This window comes from Cyclobacterium lianum (assembly GCF_900143075.1).
In the GTDB taxonomy this organism is placed as follows: domain Bacteria; phylum Bacteroidota; class Bacteroidia; order Cytophagales; family Cyclobacteriaceae; genus Cyclobacterium; species Cyclobacterium lianum.
Window position 1 is genome coordinate 22,215 of record NZ_FRCY01000013.1, and the last position, 23,340, is coordinate 45,554.

16 protein-coding genes are annotated in these 23,340 nt (G+C 47.8%); 8 read left to right on the forward strand and 8 right to left on the reverse strand.

Features of this window, described 5'->3' with window-relative positions; genetic code table 11:
- Window positions 1-34 precede the first annotated feature (34 nt).
- From cysS to BUB19_RS17815, 4 genes are all read left to right on the forward strand, one after another.
- Entirely contained in the window at window positions 35-1,528 is a 1,494-nt protein-coding gene (gene cysS / locus BUB19_RS17800) for a cysteine--tRNA ligase (RefSeq protein ID WP_073096298.1), read from the forward strand.
- Window positions 1,518-2,501 (forward strand): M28 family peptidase, encoded by a 984-nt coding sequence (locus BUB19_RS17805; protein WP_073096300.1) that lies wholly within the window; start codon window positions 1,518-1,520, stop codon window positions 2,499-2,501. Before cysS ends, BUB19_RS17805 begins: the two co-directional genes overlap by 11 nt.
- Window positions 2,502-2,523: 22 nt before the next feature.
- Window positions 2,524-3,678 (forward strand): galactokinase, encoded by a 1,155-nt coding sequence (galK, locus tag BUB19_RS17810; RefSeq protein WP_073096302.1) that lies wholly within the window; start codon window positions 2,524-2,526, stop codon window positions 3,676-3,678.
- A gap of 79 nt (window positions 3,679-3,757) precedes the next feature.
- Window positions 3,758-5,209 carry a sialate O-acetylesterase gene (locus tag BUB19_RS17815; RefSeq protein WP_073096304.1) on the forward strand — a complete coding sequence of 484 codons (1,452 nt, stop codon included), beginning with the start codon at window positions 3,758-3,760 and terminating at the stop codon, window positions 5,207-5,209.
- Between the two features lie 459 nt (window positions 5,210-5,668).
- Here the strand turns inward: BUB19_RS17815 and egtD are convergent, their stop codons facing one another.
- From egtD to BUB19_RS17845, 6 genes are all read right to left on the reverse strand, one after another.
- Window positions 5,669-6,601 carry an L-histidine N(alpha)-methyltransferase gene (egtD, locus tag BUB19_RS17820; RefSeq protein ID WP_073096306.1) on the reverse strand — a complete coding sequence of 311 codons (933 nt, stop codon included), beginning with the start codon at window positions 6,599-6,601 and terminating at the stop codon, window positions 5,669-5,671.
- Window positions 6,598-7,788, reverse strand: coding sequence for an ergothioneine biosynthesis protein EgtB (gene egtB, locus BUB19_RS17825; RefSeq protein ID WP_073096308.1), 1,191 nt, complete (start codon window positions 7,786-7,788; stop codon window positions 6,598-6,600). Before egtB ends, egtD begins: the two co-directional genes overlap by 4 nt.
- 116 nt (window positions 7,789-7,904) lie before the next feature.
- Window positions 7,905-8,486 (reverse strand): RidA family protein, encoded by a 582-nt coding sequence (locus tag BUB19_RS17830; protein WP_073096310.1) that lies wholly within the window; start codon window positions 8,484-8,486, stop codon window positions 7,905-7,907.
- Between the two features lie 73 nt (window positions 8,487-8,559).
- On the reverse strand, window positions 8,560-10,179 hold the full coding sequence (locus BUB19_RS17835) for an aminotransferase class V-fold PLP-dependent enzyme (RefSeq protein ID WP_073096312.1): 1,620 nt from the start codon (window positions 10,177-10,179) through the stop codon (window positions 8,560-8,562).
- A gap of 3 nt (window positions 10,180-10,182) precedes the next feature.
- On the reverse strand, window positions 10,183-11,406 hold the full coding sequence (locus tag BUB19_RS17840) for an amidohydrolase/deacetylase family metallohydrolase (RefSeq protein ID WP_073096314.1): 1,224 nt from the start codon (window positions 11,404-11,406) through the stop codon (window positions 10,183-10,185).
- 5 nt (window positions 11,407-11,411) lie between these two features.
- A complete protein-coding gene (locus BUB19_RS17845; protein ID WP_073096316.1) occupies window positions 11,412-12,701 on the reverse strand; it encodes an amidohydrolase/deacetylase family metallohydrolase in 1,290 nt (429 codons plus the stop codon).
- Window positions 12,702-12,958: 257 nt separating this feature from the next.
- On the opposite strand from BUB19_RS17845, the gene BUB19_RS17850 reads away from it, so the two are divergent.
- Window positions 12,959-14,182 (forward strand): Nramp family divalent metal transporter, encoded by a 1,224-nt coding sequence (locus BUB19_RS17850; protein ID WP_245802895.1) that lies wholly within the window; start codon window positions 12,959-12,961, stop codon window positions 14,180-14,182.
- A gap of 16 nt (window positions 14,183-14,198) precedes the next feature.
- Here BUB19_RS17850 and BUB19_RS24240 read toward each other — a convergent pair whose 3' ends face one another.
- Both BUB19_RS24240 and BUB19_RS17855 read right to left on the reverse strand, forming a co-directional pair.
- Complete coding sequence (locus BUB19_RS24240; RefSeq protein ID WP_178371528.1) at window positions 14,199-14,363, reverse strand: hypothetical protein; 165 nt, start codon at window positions 14,361-14,363, stop codon at window positions 14,199-14,201.
- Complete coding sequence (locus BUB19_RS17855) at window positions 14,341-14,679, reverse strand: hypothetical protein (protein ID WP_178371529.1); 339 nt, start codon at window positions 14,677-14,679, stop codon at window positions 14,341-14,343. Before BUB19_RS17855 ends, BUB19_RS24240 begins: the two co-directional genes overlap by 23 nt.
- A gap of 539 nt (window positions 14,680-15,218) precedes the next feature.
- Between BUB19_RS17855 and BUB19_RS17860 the strand changes: the two genes are divergently transcribed.
- The 3 genes from BUB19_RS17860 (at window position 15,219) to BUB19_RS17870 (ending at window position 23,305) form a co-directional block, all read left to right on the forward strand.
- Complete coding sequence (locus BUB19_RS17860) at window positions 15,219-18,287, forward strand: SusC/RagA family TonB-linked outer membrane protein (protein WP_073096322.1); 3,069 nt, start codon at window positions 15,219-15,221, stop codon at window positions 18,285-18,287.
- Window positions 18,288-18,298: 11 nt separating this feature from the next.
- A complete protein-coding gene (locus tag BUB19_RS17865) occupies window positions 18,299-19,921 on the forward strand; it encodes a SusD/RagB family nutrient-binding outer membrane lipoprotein (RefSeq protein WP_073096324.1) in 1,623 nt (540 codons plus the stop codon).
- A gap of 78 nt (window positions 19,922-19,999) precedes the next feature.
- Window positions 20,000-23,305, forward strand: coding sequence for a VCBS repeat-containing protein (locus BUB19_RS17870; protein WP_073096326.1), 3,306 nt, complete (start codon window positions 20,000-20,002; stop codon window positions 23,303-23,305).
- The last annotated feature ends 35 nt before the right edge of the window (window positions 23,306-23,340 follow it).

The window sequence follows — 23,340 nt, forward strand, 5'->3', positions numbered from 1 at the left end:
AAAAAAAGTATTGAAAGTTTGATAAATTTGCCCCATGCAATCAAAAAAGTTGAAAATATACAATACACTATCCAGAAAGAAAGAATTTTTTCAGCCCCTCAGTCCGCCCCATGTGGGCATGTATGTATGCGGACCGACCGTATATGGCGATGCCCATCTTGGGCATGCAAGGGCGGCCATTACCTTTGATGTAGTATATCGATACCTTTCGTTTTTGGGATACAAGGTCAGGTATGTTCGTAATATTACCGATGTAGGACACCTGGAAGCAGATGCCGATGATGGAGAGGATAAAATCGCCAAGAAAGCCAAGCTGGAGCAACTGGAACCCATGGAAGTGGCCCAGCAATATGCTACCTCCTACCACCGGGATATGGATTTGCTCAATACGGTGAGGCCGGGTATAGAGCCCAGGGCCACCGGGCATATACCCGAGCAGATTAGCCTGGTAGAGAAAATTCTTGAAGAAGGCCTGGCATACGAAGTAAACGGCAGCGTTTACTTTGACGTATTGAAATACAATGAAACCAAAAAGTACGGGCGCCTTTCTGGTAGGGTGGTAGAGGAATTGATGAGCGGCAGCCGGGAACTGGACGGTCAGTCCGAGAAGAGAAATCCGCTGGATTTCGCGCTTTGGAAAAAAGCCTCTCCCGAACACCTGATGCAATGGGACTCCCCCTGGAGCAGAGGTTTTCCTGGTTGGCACCTGGAGTGCACTGCCATGAGTTCTAAATATTTGGGAAACCAATTTGACATACATGGGGGAGGAATGGACCTCATGTTTCCTCACCACGAGTGCGAGATCGCCCAGGGCAATGCCTGCCATCATGCCGATCCGGCCAGATACTGGATGCACAACAACATGATAACCATTAATGGGCAGAAGATGGGCAAGTCTCTCGGCAACTTCATCACCTTGCAGCAGTTGTTTTCCGGAGATCATGACAAACTGCAGCAGGCATACAGCCCCATGACGGTGCGTTATTTTATCCTTACCGCACATTACCGGTCTACCTTGGATTTCTCCAACGAAGCATTGCAGGCGGCCCAAAAAGGATATATAAAACTGATCAACGGACTCCGGATTGCAAAACTGCTACGCTATCAGGAAGACCCGCAGGTGCTCCCCGAGGAGAAGCTGGTGCAGCAGATAGAAAAGAGCATTGCAGAGGCCTACGCTTCGATGGATGATGATTTTAATACTGCCCAGGCAATCGGACATCTTTTTAATTTGCTGAAAAAAATCAACAGCCTGAACACGGGGCAGTTGCATCCGGCACAACTTGGTCCGGCCGTATTTGAAAAGCTGAAAGCGACTTTCAACTCCTTCATCTCGGATATACTTGGACTCGTAGAAGAAAAAGGCGACCATCAGGAAGCACTGCTCAAGGTGATTCTGGAGTTTTACGAAAAAGCCAAAACCGCCCGGGAATACCATAAGGTCGATGAAATCCGTAAAGCACTGAAAGCTGCCGGTTTGATTATAAAGGACATGAAAGACAAAGTGGATTGGGCATATGAAGAGTAAAATAGGCATTCTAATTCTGACACTCCTTTATTGTTCTTGCGGGGAGCAATCTGTGCAGGAGGAAAGGGCAACAGCAGTAACCCCTACCAAGCCTGTACCCAGTTTCAGTGCAGACTCGGCTTATGCCTTCATACAGCAGCAAGTAGATTTCGGACCCAGAGTGCCCAATACCGCTGCCCATAAGGAAACCGGTGACTGGTTGGTGGAGAAGTTAGTAAGCTACGGGTTTTCAGTGACAGAACAGGAATTTACCGCCAGGGCTTATGATGGAAAGATCCTGGATCTGAGAAACATCTTCGGTAGCTACCGGCCTAAGGCCACCAAGCGGATTCTGCTGGCAGCCCATTGGGATACCAGACGAATAGCCGACAAGGATACCGAACGCATAGATGAACCGATAGACGGGGCCAATGACGGTGGCAGCGGAGTTGGGGTGTTGCTGGAGATTGCGAGGGTTTTGCACACCGACACGCTGCAGCCGGAGGTAGGCATTGATATCATATTCTTTGATGGTGAAGACGACGGTGAGCCCGAGCATCGCAATTTCAGGGATGGGAGTCAGGTCTGGTGGTGTCTGGGTTCGCAGCATTGGTCAAAAAACCCCCATGCCAAGGGATATACCGCTTATTATGGCATTTTGCTGGATATGGTAGGAGGTAGAAACGCCCGCTTTTATAAGGAAGGTTACTCCATTCAATATGCCAAAAACCTGGTAGACCGGGTATGGAACAATGCCCACGATCTGGGATATGGGGAATTTTTTCCCATGCGGCGTACCGAGGCCATCACAGATGATCACCTGTTTGTCAATCAGGATGCCAATATTCCCATGATCAATATCATCGAATTCAGTCCCGATTACGGATTTGGTCACTACCACCATACCCACGAGGACAACATGGAGCTTATTGACAGGAAAAGTCTGGAGGTAGTGGGAGAAACAGTCTTATTCACCATATTTCAGGAAAACTGATTCAAATCCAATAGCCATAGTTATGTCTGTCGCTTCCAGAATAAAAGCAGTATTTCAGGAAAAATTCCATTCGGAACCTCTTTTGGTGCGTTCTCCGGGCCGGATCAACCTGATCGGAGAGCACACCGATTACAACAATGGTTTTGTGCTCCCCGCAGCCATAGACAAGGCCATCTATTTGGGTTTTGCCAAAAATGGACGGCAGGAATGCCGGGTTTTTTCAGTCGATTTTGAACAGGAAGTGACCTTTTCGCTGGAGGCCATGCAGCCCCGGAAAGGATGGATCAACTTTGTGATGGGAGTGGCTGCTCAACTGGTGAAGGCGGGCCACAGGCTGGAAGGATTTGATTGCGTCTTCGGTGGGGACATTCCCATAGGGGCGGGACTGTCCTCTTCTGCAGCGCTGGAGAATGGCGTCGGATTCGGACTCAATGAGTTGTTTGGGTTGGCGCTTTCTCCTCTTGAGATGCTGCAGTTTTCACAGCAAGCCGAACACGAGTTTGCCGGCGTTCAATGTGGTATCATGGACATGTTTGCTTCCATGATGGGAAAAAAAGACCATGCCATACGCCTGGATTGCAGGTCTCTGGCCCATGACTTTTTCCCTGTGGAGCTTGGTGACTATCAGTTTTTGCTTTGCAATTCCATGGTGTCCCATTCCCTGGCAGAATCGGCCTATAACGAAAGAAGAAAAGAATGCCAGCAGGGAGTGGATCGGGTGAAAGCCCGGTTTGAAGCCGTGAACAGTCTGCGGGACATCAGTAAAAGCATGCTGGATACCGTTAAGCATGAATTGAGTGGAAAAATTTTTCAGCGCTGTGCCTTTGTCATAGAGGAAAACGAACGGGTACAGCAGACTTGCGAAGCACTGTCCCGGAATGATCTGGATGAGTTTGGTACCAACCTTTACAAATCCCATGATGGTCTGTCCCGCGATTATGAAGTCAGCTGCCCGGAAATGGACTTTTTAGTAGATTTTACCAGAGAGCTACCCCATGTGTTGGGAGCGAGGATGATGGGAGGGGGGTTTGGCGGCTGCACCATCAATCTGATCAAAAAAGGGGAGAAAGAAAATTTCAAACGCCAGATAGGAGCTGCTTACCAGGCCCGTTATGGAAAATTGCCGGAGACTTACGAAATAAAGATAGTTGACGGCACCAGCCTGTACGAGTCTTAATCCACCAAACATTTTTATTATCGGGTATAAAATCCGTATATTTTCGGGTGTTTTTTAACAATAACCAAATCTGATAATAATGAGAAAAATTTGTTTGCTGGCCGCTTTGTACCTGTTGTTTTTTCAGGTAGAAGCGGCACTTAAGATGCCCAGGGTATTTGCAGATCACATGGTATTGCAGCGAGGTCAGGAAATACCCGTTTGGGGTGAGGCTGATCCACGGCAATGGGTGAATGTGAACTTTCAGGGTAAAAAATACCGGGTCAGAGCAGACCGCGAGGGAAAGTGGATGCTAAAAATGGATGCCTATCCGCAGGGCGGTCCCTATACCCTAAGTGTGGATACCAAAGATGATTCGAAGGTTTTTGAAAATGTAATGATGGGCGATGTATGGCTATTGGGAGGCCAGTCCAATATGGAATGGGCGCTGAAAAACACCAACAATGGTGAAGATAGCATCAAGGCCGCTGACCACCCAAACATCCGCTTGTTTGAAGTGGGCAGAAACCTGAGTCTGGAACCCATTGATGATGTTCCGGAAGCCAGATGGTCAGTTTGTTCTCCGGAGACTGTAGAGAATTTTTCTGCTGTGGGCTATTATTTTGCCAGAAGGATACAAACGGATTTGGACGTTCCTATTGGACTGCTGGATATCAACTGGGGAGGTACCGTTTCAGAGGCCTGGACCAGTGCGGAGGCCCTGATGTCTCATGAAGATTTTCGGGAACGTGTCGCTACCAACAAAACTGAGGGACCTCGTGATTTTTCGGATCCGGAAAACAGAAAGCCAAACCTCTGGCCATCCAGCTTATATTATGGCATGCTGGAGCCGGTAATTCCATTTGCGATCAAAGGGGCCCTCTGGTACCAGGGCGAGTCCAATGCAGGACGTTCCTATCAATACCGGGAAATTTTTCCTTTGATGATCAGGGATTGGCGCGAACAATGGGACCAGGGAGATTTCCCTTTCCTCTGGGTGCAATTGGCCAATTTCAGAGCGGCAAAGGAGGAGCCTGGTGACAGCGACTGGGCAGAGCTGCGGGAGGCTCAGAGCATGACGCTCTCCCTGCCCAATACCGGTCAGGCGGTAATCATCGATAAGGGAGAAGCGGACGATATCCACCCAAGGGACAAATGGACGGTAGGAGAACGGCTCGCCCGGGCGGCCAAAAAAATTGCTTATGACATGGATGTGGTGTACAGCGGGCCCACCTTCAGGAGTATGGAAATCCAGGACGACCAAATTAGGATCAGCTTTGACCATGTGGGCTCCGGCCTCGTGGTCAAGGACAAATATGGCTATGTAAAAGGTTTTGCTGTAGCAGGTGCAGATAAAAAATTTCAATGGGTGAAAGGCTATCGGGACGGAAACCAGATCGTGCTGGAAACGGGAGATATTGCCGATCCTGTTGCCGTCAGGTATGCCTGGGCAGACAACCCTGATGATGTAAATCTTTACAACAAAGAGGGTTTACCTGCCAATCCATTTCGCACAGATGAGTGGCAGGGGATAACTTACGGTAAAAAATAAAAATGGATTGACAAGAAAAACACCCCCGGGGAAAGGTCCTGAATTGACCTGGCCGGGAGTGTTTTTTGCCATGGTTTATCGTTCCGGTTGCACCGGTTATGACCCCCTTGACGAAAATTGCATGCCCCATTCTGTTGGAAGCTACCGGAGATTACCTATATTATTTCCATCGAAAATACAATGAAACTCTTCATAGAAGGTGTACAAAATTAGTGGGATCGACGGTGCTAACCTTCTGCTTTTACCGATAGGTGTAGGTTTTTTGACATGGAGGAAAGGACACGAGAATTTCTGACAAGAATCCCAAATGAAAGACCGCTTCGGAGCCGGTTACCAAAACGCCGGAAGAAGAAGGGCTGATTTTTCGGATTTTAGTCAGTCCACAGCAAATTCAGATGCTACTGGAGCGTGAATATCCAAACATGGACCTTTTGGTCCGACGGGAATTGACGAATAAATTTACAATTCAAACAAGCTGATGCTGAAGTAGGATTTGGTATCGGTAAAATGGTGGTCTGACTTAAATCCTGCCTGCATCCTGATCTGATCCAGGTCTTCGAGACTGTATTTTTGGGAGACCTCCATGTGTATGGCTTCATTGGCAGAAAAATTAATGATTTGATCGGCTACACTCACCTGCTGCTGAATTTTGCTGATCAGGAAACTTTTCGTAGCTCCGCTGATGGGATCATAACTGGCATAGTGGTCAAACAGTGCGGTATCAAAATTGCCGGACAATTCCCGGTTGATTCTTTCCAACAGGTTGAGATTAAAACTTCGGGTAATACCTGCGGGGTCATCATAGGCAGCCAAAATAGTTCTTGGGTGTTTTTTCAGGTCAACTCCCAACATAAAATAATCCCCCTTTCTCATGAAATTTTTTACAAAGCGAATAAAATCAAGGGCTTTTTCTCCTTCAAAATTTCCAATATTGCTTCCGAGAAAAAGAATAATTTTCGGGACTTTTCTGGAGGTGATTTTTTCCAATGTTTCGAAGTAATCTCCTGCAATGGGTTTGATACAGAGGTCGGGAAGTTTTTGCTGCACGATATTTTTGTTCACCGCAAGGATCTCCGGAGAAATGTCCAAAGGGATATAGGTGATATTCTTTTTTTTCCGAACGAGGGCTTCCAGAAAAAAGGCTGTTTTACTGCCGTCTCCGGCACCCAGTTCTACGATGTCGTAACCCGCTTGTGGGAGTATGCCGATGATGTCCGTTGCCCGGTGTTGTAATATTTCTGTTTCGCATTCAGGCAGGTAATATTCGGGCATGCGCATGATCTGCTGGAAAATGGCTGAGCCCCTGTCGTCGTAGAAATATTTGGAATAGAGTTTTTTTGGGCTTAATTGCAAACCCTCGATGATGTCATTTTCAAATGTGTTTGTCGTCATAGCGATTGGGCAAGTCTGATTCCTGAAAAAATCCATCTGGAGGGTGGAGCAAAAAAGTTTCTGTAGCTATTTCTGCTGTGCCCCTTGGGTGTGGCTGAGGAGGAACCTCTTAAGACATGTTGGTTGACCATAAATTTACCATTGTATTCCCCCAGTGCCCCGGGTGCTTTCTGGAATCCCGGGTAGGGAAGGTAAGCGCTGCCAGTCCATTCCCATAATTGTCCCCAGGCAAAATGTGGGGACGCAGCTTCCCATTCAAATTCGGTGGGCAGGCGCACACCTTTCCATTCGGCGAAGGCATAGGCTTCATAAAAACTCAGGTGTTGAACGGGTAGGTTGGGGTCGACGGGTACCAGGCCGTTAAAAGTATACTGTTTCCATTCCCCAGCCGTGTGATGCCAGTACAGTGGAGCCCTAAGCCGGTGATTTTGCACAAAATCCCAGCCGTCGGCATGCCAGAGGTTGAAATCCCTGTAGGCGCCGGAGTCAATAAACTCCATATAGGCTCCATTAGTTACCAATTTGTTTGAAATTTGATAAGGTTCTAGAAAAACCCGGTGCTGTCCCCGCTCATTGTCATAACAAAAGCCCTCTCCGGCAAACCCGATTTCGTAAACACCCTCGTCCATCCCAAGCCACTGTTGCTCCTGGTGTTCGGGCTGCGTAGCGAAGGCATCTCCGTAAGCAGGGAAGGTAGGTTGATGGCCGAGAATGTATTTGATGTCATAGACCAGCAGTTCCTGGTGTTGCTGCTCATGGTTTATCCCAAGTAAAACGATGTCCAGCGCTTCCTTAGAGGCCTCTCCGGACATAATAAAGTCCATTACCTTCTCTGTAACATGCGCCCTGTACGCCATTACTTCGCGTACAGGCGGGCGACTCATCAGGCCCCTGTTGGGGCGGAGCACCCTTTCTCCTGCATTGTTGTAATAGCTGTTGAATAGATAGGCAAAGTCAGGGTCGTACACCCTGTATCCGGTAATAAATTTGCTGAGCAGAAATTGCTCAAAGAACCAGGTAGTATGCGCCAGGTGCCATTTTGGCGGCGAGACATCCACGATAGGCTGGGGAACATAGTCTTCCATTTCCAGGGGCGCACAAATCTTTTCCGTATGTAGTCTGCAAGCTTTGAATTGGTCTAAAAGTGATGCTAATCCGCTTTGGGGTTGGCTCAATTTCACTGACATGCTTTTTTGGTTTTGGTTGGTTTTTCAAAACAAATAAAAAGGACTAAAGTTTTTCTTACTGTAAGGCACAGCAAGATTCGGGCTGATTTGGGCAATAATGGAAATTTTAACGGTAATTAATCGTAAAGTTCCACGATCATATCGATTTCCACGGCAATATTATTCGGGAGGGAACTCATGCCAATGGCTGCGCGAGCATGTTTGCCCTTGTCTCCAAAAACCTCGACCATCAGGTCCGAAAAACCATTGATGACCTGAGAATGTTGCTTAAAATCCGGGGAAGCGTTTACCATTCCCTGAGCACGGACGATATTTTTAACCCTGTTTAGATCCCCGATTTCGGCTTTGAGAGAAGATAACAGCGAAATTCCGGTAAACCGGGCTGCTTCTATCCCCTGTTCGAGCTCCAGCTCTGAGCCGAGCTTGCCGATCACCTGTGTACCATCGGGCCGATCCGGTCCATGGCCTGCCAGGTAGACCATATTTCCAGCCGTTTTAGCCTTGAGGTAATTGGCAGTGGGCGCATTCGGCTCAATCAAAGTAATACCCAGATCTTTGATCCTTTGTTCTGCATCTATTCCGTCTCCAACGTGGGTAGTGGTGCTTTCTTGATTTTCCGTGGAAACAGTTGTCTCCTTTTCACCACAGGACAGAAGACAGAAAATGGACAAAATTGAAAGAAAAGTTAGTTTTTTCATTTGTTTGTTTTTATTGGTGTGATTTAAGTGGTTCCGAAATCCACCCGTGGGTAGAAATAAATTTAGATCTGGTTCATGTGGCAAGGGGGGGTCCGGAGGGAACCATAATCCTTTCCCTTCTGGGGCTGCCATCCGGCCTTTTGGCTGTAAATGAAGCCGTGAGGTACTCTCCCATAAAAACTTCCCCGCTGAGTTGTCCGCTATTCAGTTTGCCGGTAAACATAAATGTCACAGAATCACCGGGCTTACGAAAATTGCTTCGCATTTTAACGGTATTCCCTTCTATGGTACCGTACAGATCCTGGTCAGCAAAATCACTCATATGGGTACCATTCAGCCAATTCCCGTCCTGCTCCAGGAGCCACCTGTGTGTGCTTTCACCACTGAAAAACTCCATTTGTACCTCCCATTTTCCCGATAAGTCGGCGCCAGGGGCAGCCATGGATGTGTCGGCTGGTTTTCTACTGGCAGAAAGGGTTTTGTAAATTCTATCTGCTACCACATCTGCCTCACCAGGCTGCATCTGGTTTGGACTGATGGTGATGGAGGTGAGGCCGTCCTGATTGCGGCTTCCGACGGCGATTCTTGGTGCAGTCCGGCCAAAGAGTTCTGCCACTTCCTCCCCACTGATATGCAAAATTGCGGGATCCCAAAGGATTTGGAGCATGGGAGCCCGGTTGTTCAGGTCGTAGGGCTGGTTGATCTGATGGGTCACACCCTTGATTTTCGTTGCCCGGTCAGCGATGCTGTTTAGCCAGTCCATCCAGGTATCCCATTCCTTCTCATGGTCCCTGGTGGTCCAGGCTTCCACAGCGGCCAGCATGCCCAGCATTTCTTCCTTACCTACCTTGTTGTCTCTTCCGGGTCCATGGTGTGGAGAGCTGGCTTGCCAGGCAGACAGCATAAGGTCTTTTCTCCCCAAAAGCAGTCCGGCACACTGTGGCCCGCAGATAGCCTTTCCACCGCTGTAAGCGACCATGGTAGCTCCCCTTTCAAAATGCACACAGGGGATGGTCAGGTTTTCTGCCGCTGCATCCATCAGGATTGGAATTTCCATAGCCCGCGCGATTTTGGCGATGTTTTCCAAAGATAATGGCTGACCTGTAGCTGAGCCGCGGCCGGAAATCAGGTAGATCATGGCAGTTTTGGGATTGATCGCCTGTTCCAGTTCCTCCGGGCTGCTTACTTCTACGATGGTCACCCCGATATTTCTTACAGCATGGTCGTATACATTTCTGGAATGGCGCGGGATGATCACCTCCGTTTTTTCAAATCCGCTGAGGTCAGGGATCCTGAGCAGCTTTTCGGGGTTACCACCCGTGACGCAGGCGGCGGTAGCGTGCTTCATGGCGGCAGCACAGCCGGCCGTAATGATGCCAAAATCAGCTTTGGTGATCTCAGCCAGTCGCTCGCCTATGGCGAAAGCCAGTTCGTCATACTGCACAAAGTTTTTTGCAGCTGCGGCCATCGCCTGATGAACCTCAGGACGCTCAATGGATCCGCCTATTATCGTGAAGGTCCCCCTGCAATTAATGATAGGTTCGAGACCCAGAGAGCGGTAAATGTTTTCATCCAGGGCAAGGGGACCAGCCGCAGTTCCACTTCTTTTACCAGCCATCAGGGGCGACATGCCCATCAGACTGCCTCCCACGGGCAGTACTGCCAGGTTTTTAATCATTTCTCTTCTGTCCATAATTCAATAGGCATAATTTTTAGCAGCCAAACCATTCAGGTCATAAACGATTTTACCACCTTTCATGGTAAGCTCTGATTCCAATTTATATTTTCCTTCAATTTTATTTCCACCGGCGTCTACAAAGCCGAAGTTCCCCTCATGCAATTTAAGAAGTGTAAGGTCTGCCACAGCTCCTTTACTCAGGTGGCCCAGGTCTGTCCGCCTGATGGCCCGGGCAGCCTGCCAGGAGGCCCTTTCGATCACATCGGGTACCTCCATCCCAATATTAATAAATTTAGACATGACATTCAGCATGTTTTTCATGCCAGCATTCATGCTAAACCGGTGGAGATCGGTGCCGAAAGTGTGGGGCAAGAGTCCCTGTTGCACGGCAGGGATGGCCTGGCTGAACCAGAATCCTGCTCCTCCGTGCCCTACGTCGAACAATATACCCCTGTCATAGGCCGAGTGCACGAAACTTCTGACCGTCCCCTGCTCATCTACTACGGGCATGCGCTCGGCAATCGCTTCATAGCTGTGGGTAATGATGTCACCAGGTCTCATCCTCTCCAGTTGATCGGAAAGGCTGTATTCGGGCAGGTGGCATTCTACCAAAAGCGGTTTATCCGCCATTCCCGAGGCTTTTAGGGCGTTTTCGAATGGAAGCCATTCTGATCCGGTATAGTGGCCGATTTTGATACCGACCAGGACGTCAGGGTACCTTTGCAGCATGTTGAAAGCCATTTCAGGATCCATGTCCAGCAGATTTTCCTGTTCCGGAGCGCCGCTCATGCCGCTGCCTGCAATGTTCAGGAATGCCAATATCCGGGTTTGAGATGCATCGATGACATTTTTTTTAAACAGCTCAAAATTTCTCCATCCGGAGGTTCCCGCGTCTACCATGGTGGTGATTCCGGATCGAAAAGAGAAATCGTCCGGAGAAACGCTGGAAAATCCATCGGCAAAGGTTTTTGGTTTGCTGCCAACGAAAACATGGGTATGCAGGTCTATCAATCCCGGGCAAAGAATTAACCCGGTAGCATTGATTACCTTTTTTGTTTCAGCGGAGGGAATTTCCCGGGCAACCCTGGCAATTTTCCCTTGCAGCAGGCCCACATCCATGGTGTCGCGTATGCCATTTTTTGCATCGATCAGGTAGGCCCCCTTGATCAGGATATCCAATTCCTGGGCAGGCACTTGAAAGTACAGGCTGAATAGGAAAACAAAGATTGGCCACTTAATCATGACGGTTATTTTATGTTTTCCCCCAGTTCTGATTCCCAGTGCGGAGCACTGAGGCCATTCAGGTCCCAGACAATCCTTCCTGCGCGTATGGTCATTTCGGTTTCCAGTTTTTTGTCCCCGCTGATTCTTGTCCTGCGGATATCCTGAAAACCAAAATCTCCTTCCCTGAGGCTAAATACAGCGATGTCTGCCTCTGAACCCGGATCCAGGTGGCCCAGGTCTTCTCTCCTGATTACCTGGGCAGGATTCCAGGTCGCACGGAGAATGACATCCTGCAGACTGAGTCCCATATTCATAAACTTGGAAAGGAGGTTGGCCATGTCCTTAAATCCTCCGTTCATGCTGTCTTTATGTAAGTCGGAACTGATTACATCCGGAAGAAATCCCTGCTGAATGGCGGGGATCGCCTGGCGGAATGAGAATGCACCTCCTCCATGACCCACGTCAAAACGTATTCCTCTTTGCTGTGCCTGAAAAACAAAAGGTTTGACTTTCAGGTTTTCATCGACGATGGTTTCCCTGTTATTGGGTCCATAGGAAAAAGTATGGGTAAAGATATCTCCGGGTCGGAGATGTTGCATGAAAAGCGCTTCTATAGAATTGGGCGGCTGGTGTTCGCCGAAATCTACCATTACAGGTACATTGGCAAGATTTCCCGCTTCTACTGCGAGGTCTACCTGGGTAAAATCTCCCCAGTAATGGGCAGATTTAATCCCGACCAGAATTTCCGGAAACAGACGGCTGATCATGTGTGAGGTCATCGTAGGATTCATGTCCATCACATTCTGCTCTTCAAACCTGCCGTACATACCGGTACCTACGATATTGAGCAATGCCAGTATTCGCGTTTGGGATTTGTCGATGGTTTGTTTTTTAAATTCCCTGAAATTTCTCCAACCAGAAGAACCTGCATCTACCACTGTGGTAACTCCGGACCTGAAGGTAAATCCATCAGGAGGCAGGCTGGTAAGGCCATTCGCTATGTAGGACTCTGTGTCGGTGCCGTGAAAGACATGTACGTGCATGTCGAGAAGGCCGGGAGTGACGATATAACCACTCAGATCGATGGTTTTTTTGGCATCTGTGGAAGGGATCTCTTTTTCAATTTTTAAGATCAATTTGCCGGAGATGGCAATGTCTGCTATGGCATCAATTTCGTTTTTCGGATCCAGCACCCGGCCGCCCTTTAGCAGCAGATCAATTTCCTGCGCCGGAGCATGAACGATAACTAGAAAAGTCATCCAAAGCAGTAGCACTTTCAGATTAGGGTAGGGTGGCAGGGAGGTAAGGTACATGGCTCAGCAGATCAATTTTTCAGGGAAATGGAGATAAAGGATGTAGGCAATTCAAATGGAAGTAGTGGAAATATTGTAAAAATAAATGTTTTTACAAAGGCATATTTTATAAAAATATCAGCTATCCATATTTTTACTTTTTATTGAGATGGAAAATTTTCAATTTGACGAGCTGAAGCAATAAACCTAAAATCTACTTCATGGACACTGGCGAAAATTCGACTAATAAAAACCTGTTTCAGAAAATTTGGCTTTTCATGCTCGGGATAGGTCCGGGGATATTTTGTATTGGTTATACTATCGGCACGGGCAGCGTTACTTCCATGGCAAAGGCCGGAAGCCAGTTTGGCATGCAGTTGCTGTGGGTGCTGGTCCTGAGTTGCCTGTTTTCCTGGGTATTGATGGAGGCATATGGCAGGTATGCGGTGATTACCGGACAGACCTCCATATACAGTTTCAGGACAAAACTGAAAGGAGGAAAGGTGATCGCTTACCTGGTGGTTGGTGGGATTATTTTGGCGCAGTGGAATTCCTTGTCAGGAATTTTAGGTTTGAGTGCCAACGCCATCTATGAGATGATCATTTTGTTTTTTCCGGGAGTATCGGGAGATGCTTATTGGCCTGTATTGGGTATTGCGATCGTTTTGATTTTGCTGATGTACTCGCTGCTGTGGGTAGGGCAGTATTCTTTTTTTGAAAAGGTTTTGATCGTATTTGTGACGATTATGGGGCTTTCCTTTATCATTTCTATGTTTGTGGTGTTGCCGGATCCTGCCCAGATGGTCCGCGGGCTGATCCCCTCTATCCCGGAAGTAGCCGGTGGAAAGCTGCTGGTCGCAGCGTTTGTGGGGACTACCATGGCTGCACCGACCTTTGTAGTGCGTCCCCTGCTCATGAAAGGCAAGGGCTGGGGACCTGCACAGGCGGGAGAGCAATCCCGGGATGCGCTCACCAGCGCGGTTTTGATGTTGGTCATCAACCTGTCCATTATGGCAGCAGCTACCGGAGCCTTGTATGCAGAGGGGAGAACGATAGAAAAGGTGATGGACATGGTATATACCCTGGAGCCTGTGGCGGGCAAATTTGCTGTTGCGGTATTCATGACCGGGGCTTTGAGTGCCGGTCTTTCCTCTGTATTTCCTATATTGATGGTGGCGCCGCTGTTGGTGGCGGATTATAAGGAGGGCCAATTGGATACCAGGTCTGTACGGTTCAGGGTTTTGACTGCTGTTGCCTGTCTGGTAGGTCTCTCGGTGCCGATTCTGGGGGCCAACCCCATTTTTGCTCAGATTCTCACACAGGTGGCTGCCGTATTTGTGCTGCCGCTTGTCATCGCCTGCATCCTTTACCTGATCAACCAGAAAACGCTGATGGCTGATCACAAAGCCGGGTTTTGGTTAAATCTCGGATTGGTGGCGGCATTGATTTTCGCCTGTCTGATATCATATACCGGATACCTGGCCTTAATGGAATTGATATAGGGTAGTTGGAATCGCTTCATCTCATCGCTGCGACTTCTGATTCACTTACTGCAGATGCCGAGTTTCCAAATGCCTGTCGGATATAGCTGAGTAAAGGAGCAAGCTGCGCATCAGTGAGAAAGCTATGGGCTGGCATTATGCTGTCATACCGCTCTCCGTTAGCCAGGATCTCTCCTTCCATACCTTTCTTCCCTGCATTTGGTCATCATAGCAGTAGGGCCAGCCGTAGTCATCCCCCTGAGGGCTATATTGCTGTCATGACCTTGACCGTATCTCAATTTTACATAGATATCGCCATTGCTGCTGACGGCCAGGTGTCGCCCTTTTCCGATGCTGTCTGCTATCGCCAATCCACCAAACCCATCTGGAAACTTCAGGCTACCCTCGTCCGCATCGGACTGAGGGAACAATGGGGGCGAACTGCATGAAAATAGTATTGAAATAAGGATAAATGGTATTAAAAAATAATTTACGGGTGTCGCTTGATTCTGGATCATAGCTTGAGTGGTACCTTTAACATCAACTGCATTTAAGCGATTGGCATACTGATATGTTTTTCATAGTGAGTAAAAATATGGTATATATTTTATTATAGGTTATTATTTTACCGGAAAGTTTGGATAGATACTTTACAAAATAAACACATAGGTTTAGGGTGAAAAGTGAGATAAAATTTGATAAAAAAGACAAATTCGATAAAAAATATTTTTTTTAAAGAGGAAGTTTTTAAGGAAATTTTCCCCATTCCCCATGCAGGGTTTTTATAAAAAATATTTTGCAGGTTTGATGGTTGCTTGTAAGTCAAATTATTCCTAATATTAAGTTTAATTCGCCCCAACCTAACCGTCCATCAGACCCTGCAGCACAATCAAACAGGAATATGATATATAAAAAAATACAGATTGTTTTATAAAAAAATTTGATATGAGTTTCGGGAGTATCCGAAGGGTACTGTCTGGGTTACCGGCAGTTTTGCTTCAATGAATTATTGAAAGAATTACACTACTCAATTTATGACGATTGTTCAATTAAACTTATGAAAAAAAGATTACTTGTTTTATTTCTGGCCTTGTTTTCTATACAAGTCATGGCCCAGGAACGTACCGTCACGGGAACGGTCACAGATGCGGATGCCGACTCGCCCTTACCCGGGGTCAGCATTTTGATTAAGGGCACAAATACGGGTACCATTACCGATATCGATGGACAATACAGCATCAGTGTTCCTGATGCGCAATCAATATTGGTGTTTTCTTATTTGGGATATGCGCCGCAGGAAAGAGTAGTTGGTAATAACAGTGAGGTCAACGTTGCACTTTCTTCGGAGCTTGAGGCACTTTCAGAGGTAGTGGTGACTGCCTTTGGTCTGGAAAGGGAAAAGAAAGCCCTTACCTATACGGTGCAGGATGTGAGCACACAGGAGCTTTCGGAAGCCAGAGAGCTTAACGTGATGAACTCCCTTTCCGGAAAAGTTGCTGGTCTTTCGATCAACCGCTCAGGTAGTGGTGTCGGCGGATCTACACGTGTAGTGCTTAGAGGTAACCGATCCATTAGCGGAGACAGCCAGCCCCTTTATATTGTGGATGGTGTGCCTGCCAACGGCATAGAAAACCTGAACCCCGATGATATAGAGAGTATCAACGTGTTGAAGGGTCCAAACGCTGCAGCGCTTTATGGGAGCCGGGCCAATAACGGTGCGATCGTGGTCAATACCAAAAGGGGACGCGAAGGTGGTTTTCAGGTAAGCGTAAACACTTCGTACATGTTTGATCAACCCCTGATTTTGGCTAATTTTCAGAATATATATGGTCAGGGGAGTAACGGTAATTACGCTCCGGGATCCGAATTTTCCTGGGGTCCCCGGATGGATGGCTCTTCTGTGGCACATTGGTCTCCGGACCCGAACAGACCACGGGATACCTATTCTTTCCTGCCTCAGCCGGATAATATCAACGATTTTTACCAGACCGGTCATAACCTGGCCACTACTCTGGCAATTACAGGAGGAAACGAGAGAAACCAAACCTATTTCTCCTACACCTACACAGATGCGGCAGGTGTGGTTCCGGGCAATGAGTTGGGCCGGCACAGTATCAATCTGAGGCTGACCAATAAGCTGACCGATAAACTGACGCTGGACTCCAAAGTCAACTATATCCGTCAGGACATTGACAATCAATTGGCTCAGGGAGAAAATTTCTCCAATCCAAACAGGCATATCATGCGCCTGCCCAGGAATATTACTACGGAGGATATTTCTGACTTTGAATTCATCAACCAGAATGGCTTGCTTCGTCAGAATTATTTCAATCCGGGCTCCAACGGCGGTGCCAATCCCTATTGGACCATCAATAGGAATCTCAGAAAAAACACTTCCGACAGGGTCGTGGCCTTTACCTCACTTAGCTATCAATTGGCTGAGGGATTGACGGTATTGGGTCGGGCTGCTTTGGATCGTTCGTTCGGCACCAGTGAGGAGAAGTTGTATAACGATAGCTATATCATCGCCCAGAACGGACGGTATTCTATAGGTCAGTCCGAAAACATGGAGATCAATACAGACTTCCTGATCAGCTATGAAAAAACACTGAGCCAGGATTGGTATTTCAATATCAACGCCGGAGGTAATAGCCGGATCAACAGAAATTCGAGCTTGAATTCCAATACTGGCCAGAACATGGTAGTGCCCAACTTTTTTGCATTGACCAATACGCAGCAGGTGGTATCTACTCACGGTGTAGGTGCTCCTAAGGATGTTAATTCCCTGTATTCCTTCGCTCAATTGGCCTGGAAAAATGCTGTCTTTCTGGATATCACTGCCAGAAATGACTGGTCCTCTACCCTGCCCAAGGACAATTGGTCTTTCTTTTATCCTTCTGTAGGTTTGAATGCGGTTATTTCAGACCTGATGGTATTTCCGGAATGGTTTACCTTTGCCAAAGTAAGGGGATCGTTTGCAGAGGTAGGTAATGATACAAGCCCCTATCAATTGCAAAGAACGGCAGCGTTTGCGGCCGGTGGTTTGGGAGGATATCTTTCCCTGAGCACTACGCTCCCCAACGAAAACCTGCTTCCTGAGACAACCCAATCGATAGAGTTGGGTGGAGATTTCCGCTTCCTTGACAACCGTCTGGGGGTTGATTTTACTTACTACAAAACCAACTCTTTCAATCAGTTGTTTACTGTTGCGCTGCCCGTAGGATCCGGTGCTTCGAGCTTCTTTACCAATGGCGGAGATGTACAAAACGAAGGTATAGAGGTAGTGCTCAACCTTACTCCGGTTAGAAGAGCTGATTTTAACTGGAATATTACAGCGAACTTTGCGCGCAACATCTCTATGGTTAACGAAATCAATGACCAGCGCCCCAGCATTGTCGTAGGTAGCGATTTCCTGAGGCAATTTAGGGTAGAAGAAGGCAAAATGTTTGGAGAAGTATATTCCAGGGGTTATCTCAGAGATGACCAGGGAAGGGTGATCGTTGGAGAAAATGGTGTGCCCCGTACTACTCCCGGATTTACCGTTCGCGTGGCCAATTACAATCCCATCTGGTTGGGCGGTATCCAGAATTCATTCAATTATAAAAATTTCCGGGCCAACTTCACCATTGATTTCAGGCAGGGTGGTAGCATTGCATCACTTACCAATGCGATCATTTATGCAGACGGCATGACGGAGGAGACCCTGCAGGGCCGAGAAGGAGGATTAATTTTTGGCGAAAACTTCATGGAACACGAAACAGCAGTGAGGGAAACCGAAGACGGTACTTTCGTTCCTAATGACATTGAAACGACCGCTGAACTCTTTTGGGTCAACATGGGAGGAAGGAATGCCCCTATCGGTGAAGTATTTTCCTATTCTGCTACCAATGTAAGGTTGCGTGAGGCGGTGATTGGCTATACCATACCTGCCGCAAAACTTGAGGGACTTCCCATAAATAGTGTCAACGTTAATTTTGTCGCCAGGAACCTGTTTTTCTTCCTGAATGAAGCTAAAAACATCGATCCCGATGTCACAGTAGGAACTGCTGCATCTGCACAGGGTTTCGATTCATTCGGACCTCCGACTGCCAGATCCTTTGGTTTTAACGTTAATTTAGGATTTTAATAAAAGTTAAGATGATAAAAATATCTAATATAGCAATGGGTTTATCACTTACAGCCTTGACTTTAGGTGGCTGTACGGAAAACTTTGAAGAGTTGAATACCCAGCCAAATGCCATCGTAGCGTCCAATCTGGATATAGGCTTGTTGGGACAGGCGTTTGCCAATGCCCAGGGCAGGGCCATGTATCTGGCTCCAGGCGGAAGTACGGCAGGTTTCCAGACCGCACAGAGCTTGTTCGCCGATTTGTACGCCCAATACTTTGCCACCACCCAGGTGAACTTTGATTCGGACAGGCATGTGCAGGTGGGAGGTTGGTCCAATGGTGCCTGGAATTATTTTTATGGGCAGGCAGCACCGGTGATCCAGTTTGTGGAGGAATTTACTCAAGAAAACGAACTTCCTCTTGAAAATGCTTTTATCAAGGTATGGAAGGTAAATGCCTATCACCGAATATCCGATTACTGGGGCCCGATCATTTATTCATCTTTTGGTAACGGAGAGACTTCTGTGCCTTATGATTCTCAGGAGGAAGTCTACCGGGATTTATTTACGGTTTTGGACGAAGCAGTAGCAGTACTGAAGCAGAATACCGGAGGAAGTGCCTTTGTAGGCCATGACCAGATGTTTGGCGGCTCCGCAGATAAGTGGTTGACTTATGCCAACTCTCTCCGATTACGTTTGGCCATGCGGGTGAAGTACGTAGACCCTGTCCTTTCCAAAGCTGAGGCGGAAAAGGCTGTAGCCGATGGCGTAATGGATTCCAATGACGATAGCGCCTTTATCAATACCACTGTTCAATCCCGAAATCCCTATTGGATCATTACCAATTGGGGGGAATTCCGGATGAGTGCGTTGATGGAAAGCGTAATGGTAGGATACGACGATCCACGTACCGGGGTTTATTTCAGTGAAACGGTGGATTACCAGGAGGATGGGGAAGGTCCTCCGTACAAAGGTCTGAGAAATGGTCTTTCCCGTGAAGATCTGGGGGAAACTGGTTGGAATGATGCCCATTCGGATATGGGTGTTATTTTTCTGAATGAAGGACGTGGAGGAAGTGCTGCCGGTGAGCCTTGGAGAGTATTGAGCGCCGCGGAAGTCCAGTTTTTGCTGGCCGAAGGTGCGCTTGAAGGATGGGCCATGGGCGGTTCCGCTCAGGAGTTTTACGAGAAGGGAATAGAGTTGTCTATGTCTGAGCCCAGGATTGGTGCCGATCCGGCAGCCATACAGGCTTATATCAATAGCGACAACACACCCAAGCCGGTGACATTTCCCGGCCGACCAGAATGGAATCTGGCTCCCAACTCAAACGTGCCCGTAGCCTTCCTGACCGGAGGGACTAAGGAGCAGCAGTTAGAACAAATATGTACCCAGAAATGGGTGGCCATTTATCCTGATGGATGGGAGGCCTGGGCAGAACTGCGAAGGACCAATTATCCCACTCCTTATCCCCGTTTGAATTCCGACAATGAAGACGTGCCTGCAGATGAAGTCATGCCCCGGTTGATTTTCGTACAGGGAGAATATGACAACAATAATGCGGCGGTGACCGCAGCAGAGGAATTGCCTGAATTGACCAGCAGAGGTGGAAATTCCAATGGAACCAAGCTTTGGTGGGATGCCAAACCAGAATAAAAATTCAATGGACATATTTTTAAAAAAAGTGCCGCTATTAACGGCACTTTTTTTAGTTTTATAACAAATGTTTCCCTTATGCGGCAGCTATTAACTAAGTTATATTTTCTATTAATTTTTTCTGTTTTCATTTCCTGTGGAGAGGAAAATCCCAACGCACTGTTTACGGAATTGTCCTCCGGGACCACTGGCGTAGACTTTACAAACCTGGTACGCGAATCGGATGAATTCAACGTTTTGACCTATGGTTATTTCTACCAGGGTGGAGGAGTAGCAGTGGGGGACGTCAATAATGACGGCTTACCCGATATTTACTTTACCGGTAATATGATGGCCAGCAAACTGTATCTAAATAAGGGCAATTTTGAGTTTGAAGACATCACGGAAGCAGCGGGAGTGGCAGCGGCTGGGTTGTGGAACACAGGAACTACCATGGCGGATGTGAACGGAGATGGGCTGCTGGACATATATGTGTGCAGGTCTGCCGCCAATGATCCGGACAACCGTAAAAACCTGCTGTTTATCAATTCAGGGGACCTGACCTTCCGGGAAGCTGCGGGTGAGTTTGGTCTGGATGATCCGGGTTACTCGACCCAGGCTTCTTTTTTTGATTATGACAATGACGGGGATCTGGATATGTTTCTACTCAACCACTCCACACAGGAATATGCAGGTTTCAGCAGGATTGATGGTTCTTTTAAGAAGCGAAGGGGGGCCTTTCTGGGAGACAAACTGTATCGAAACGACAATGGCTCCTTTATCGATGTCACACAGGAAAGCGGTATTATAGACAATGTGCTGGGTTTTGGTCTGGCTGTGACAGTAAGTGATTTCAATGCAGATGGCTGGTTGGATATTTATGTAAGCAATGATTACAACGAAGAAGATTATCTTTATCTTAACCAGCAGGACGGCAGTTTCAGAGAAATGCTGGAGACCCATATGGGCCATGTGTCTCTCTTTTCGATGGGTGCTGATGCCGCTGACCTGAACAACGACTTGTTGCCGGACTTGCTCACCATGGACATGATGCCGGAATATAATTATAACCAAAAGACCATTCTGGGACCCGAGAACTATGACAAATACCGGGAACTTCTGAATAAGGGTTTTCATCCCCAGTCCATGCGCAACATGCTGCAGCTTAATCAGGGAGATGGAAAATTTGTGGAGCTGGGCCAGTATAGCGGAATTGCTCATACCGACTGGAGTTGGGCCGTACTGGCAGCGGATTTTGACAACGACGGCTGGAAAGATATATTTGTCACTAACGGCTATGCCAGGAATTACCTGGACATGGATTTTTTAAACTACATGGTCAGTGAAAGGATCAGGACCAATCAGTCTGAGAAGGAGGAAGCACTGACCGATTTGATAGACAAGATGCCTCCCATCTATGTCCGGAATTACCTGTACCACAATCAGGGAAACCTGACATTTGAAAACAAGTCCAAAGATTGGGGCCTTGGGCAGGAGACCGTTTCGAATGCTGCCGCCTATGCAGATCTGGATGGAGACGGAGATCTGGATCTGATCGTGTGCCATACCAATGAGCCCGCCAGTATTTTTCGCAATAACAGTGAAAAACTGTTTGACCATGCTTTTCTCAAGGTGAAATTGAAGGGAGCAGAAAAAAACACTTCAGGAATAGGTGGTAAGGTAGTGCTCCACGCCGGCGACCGGCAGTTTTTTCAGGAATTGATCCCGGTGAGGGGCTACCAGTCATCCGTAGATCATGAATTGGTTTTTGGTCTGGGTGCTCATGCCCAGCTGGATAGCCTTGAGGTGTGGTGGCCCGGTTCAGGATATCAGTTGATCCGAAATCCGGAGATCAACCAGACCGTTGTCCTGGATCAAAATGATGCGGAGCCTTCTCCGCCCCGCGGGCAAGCAAAAAGTACCTACCTGCAGGAAGTAGAGGATGCACTGGGTTTGGATTTTATTCATCGGGAGACTGGTTTTCTGGATTTTACCCAGGACAGGCTGATGCCCAATACTATGGGCGCTTTGGGTCCCAAGCTGGCCCTCTCTGATGCCAACGGTGATGGACTGACGGACGTATTTGTTGGTGGCGGGAAAGGGCAGGCAGGGAAGCTTTTTGTTCAGCATCGGTCAGGAAAATTTGTTGCCTCGCTGCAGCCAGATTTGGAGGTAGATAGTATAGCAACTGATACTGATGCAGTCTGGCTGGATGCCAATGGCGATAAATTCCCCGATCTGTATGTGGTCAGTGGAGGCACGGATTTCTCCGAGGGCCATGAGGCCTATCAGGATCGTTTGTACCTGAACGACGGGAGGGGCAGGCTCGTTCGGGCCGGAACGGCCCTTCCTGAAATGCCTGTCAGCGGAAGCGTGGTAAGTGTGACCGATATTGATGGCGACGGTTTTCCCGATTTATTTGTAGGTGGCAGGTATTTGCCGGGGCGATACCCGGAAGCACCAAGGAGCTATCTGTTATTGAATGATGGCAAGGGGAATTATACAGATGTGACAGCGAGATACAGCGAGGCATTGTTGTCACCGGGTCTGGTGAGTGATGCGGCCTTTGCCGATCTGGATGGAGACGACAAGGACGAATTGGTACTAACCGGTGAATGGATGGGAATTCAAATTTACAAACAGAACGGCAGCCGATTCGATGCTGTTCAGCAGGAGCTTGCCGCAGAGACAAGGGGCTGGTGGTTGAGCCTGTACCTGGAAGACCTGGATGATGATGGAGACCTGGATATCCTGGCCGGCAATTATGGAGAGAACACCGTTTTTCAGGCCAGCGCCAGTCAGCCAATGAAATTGTTTTACAAGGATTTTGATAACAATGGACGAACAGATCCACTGCTGACTTACTACAAGGCCGATACAAATGCTTTTGCTTTTAGCAGAGACGAGATGATCGGTCAATTGCCGGTAATGAAGGGTAAATTTCCAGACTACCGTTCTTTTGCAAAAGCTGGAGTGACGGAAATATTACAGGGGTTGGGAATGGAGGGTGCAGACACCTTACAGGCTCACCGTTTGGCCTCCCTACTCCTTGAAAATGATGGGACGGGTGGATTTTCTGAAAAGTCGCTTCCGGAAGCAATACAGTATTCTCCGCTGTATGCGCTGGAAAAGATCCGTATCCCGGCTATAGCCGGTCCCTTACTGCTTAGTGGTGGAAATCTCAGCAAAACCAGGGTTAGCACCGGCAGGCTGGATGCCAATCCCGGATTTGTCTACGCAATGGGCGATGGAGAGACCTGGAGTTTATTGCCACCCGTGTATACCGGCCTGCATGTCCCTGGCGAAGTCAGGGATATTAAAGCACTGAAGGTGCAGGGAAAACAGTATTACCTGTATGCGCAGAATGATGGCAAAATACGGGTGTTTACGCCCGGAAAGGAATAATGTAATATCTAACGCATTCTCAAAGAGTTGATTTT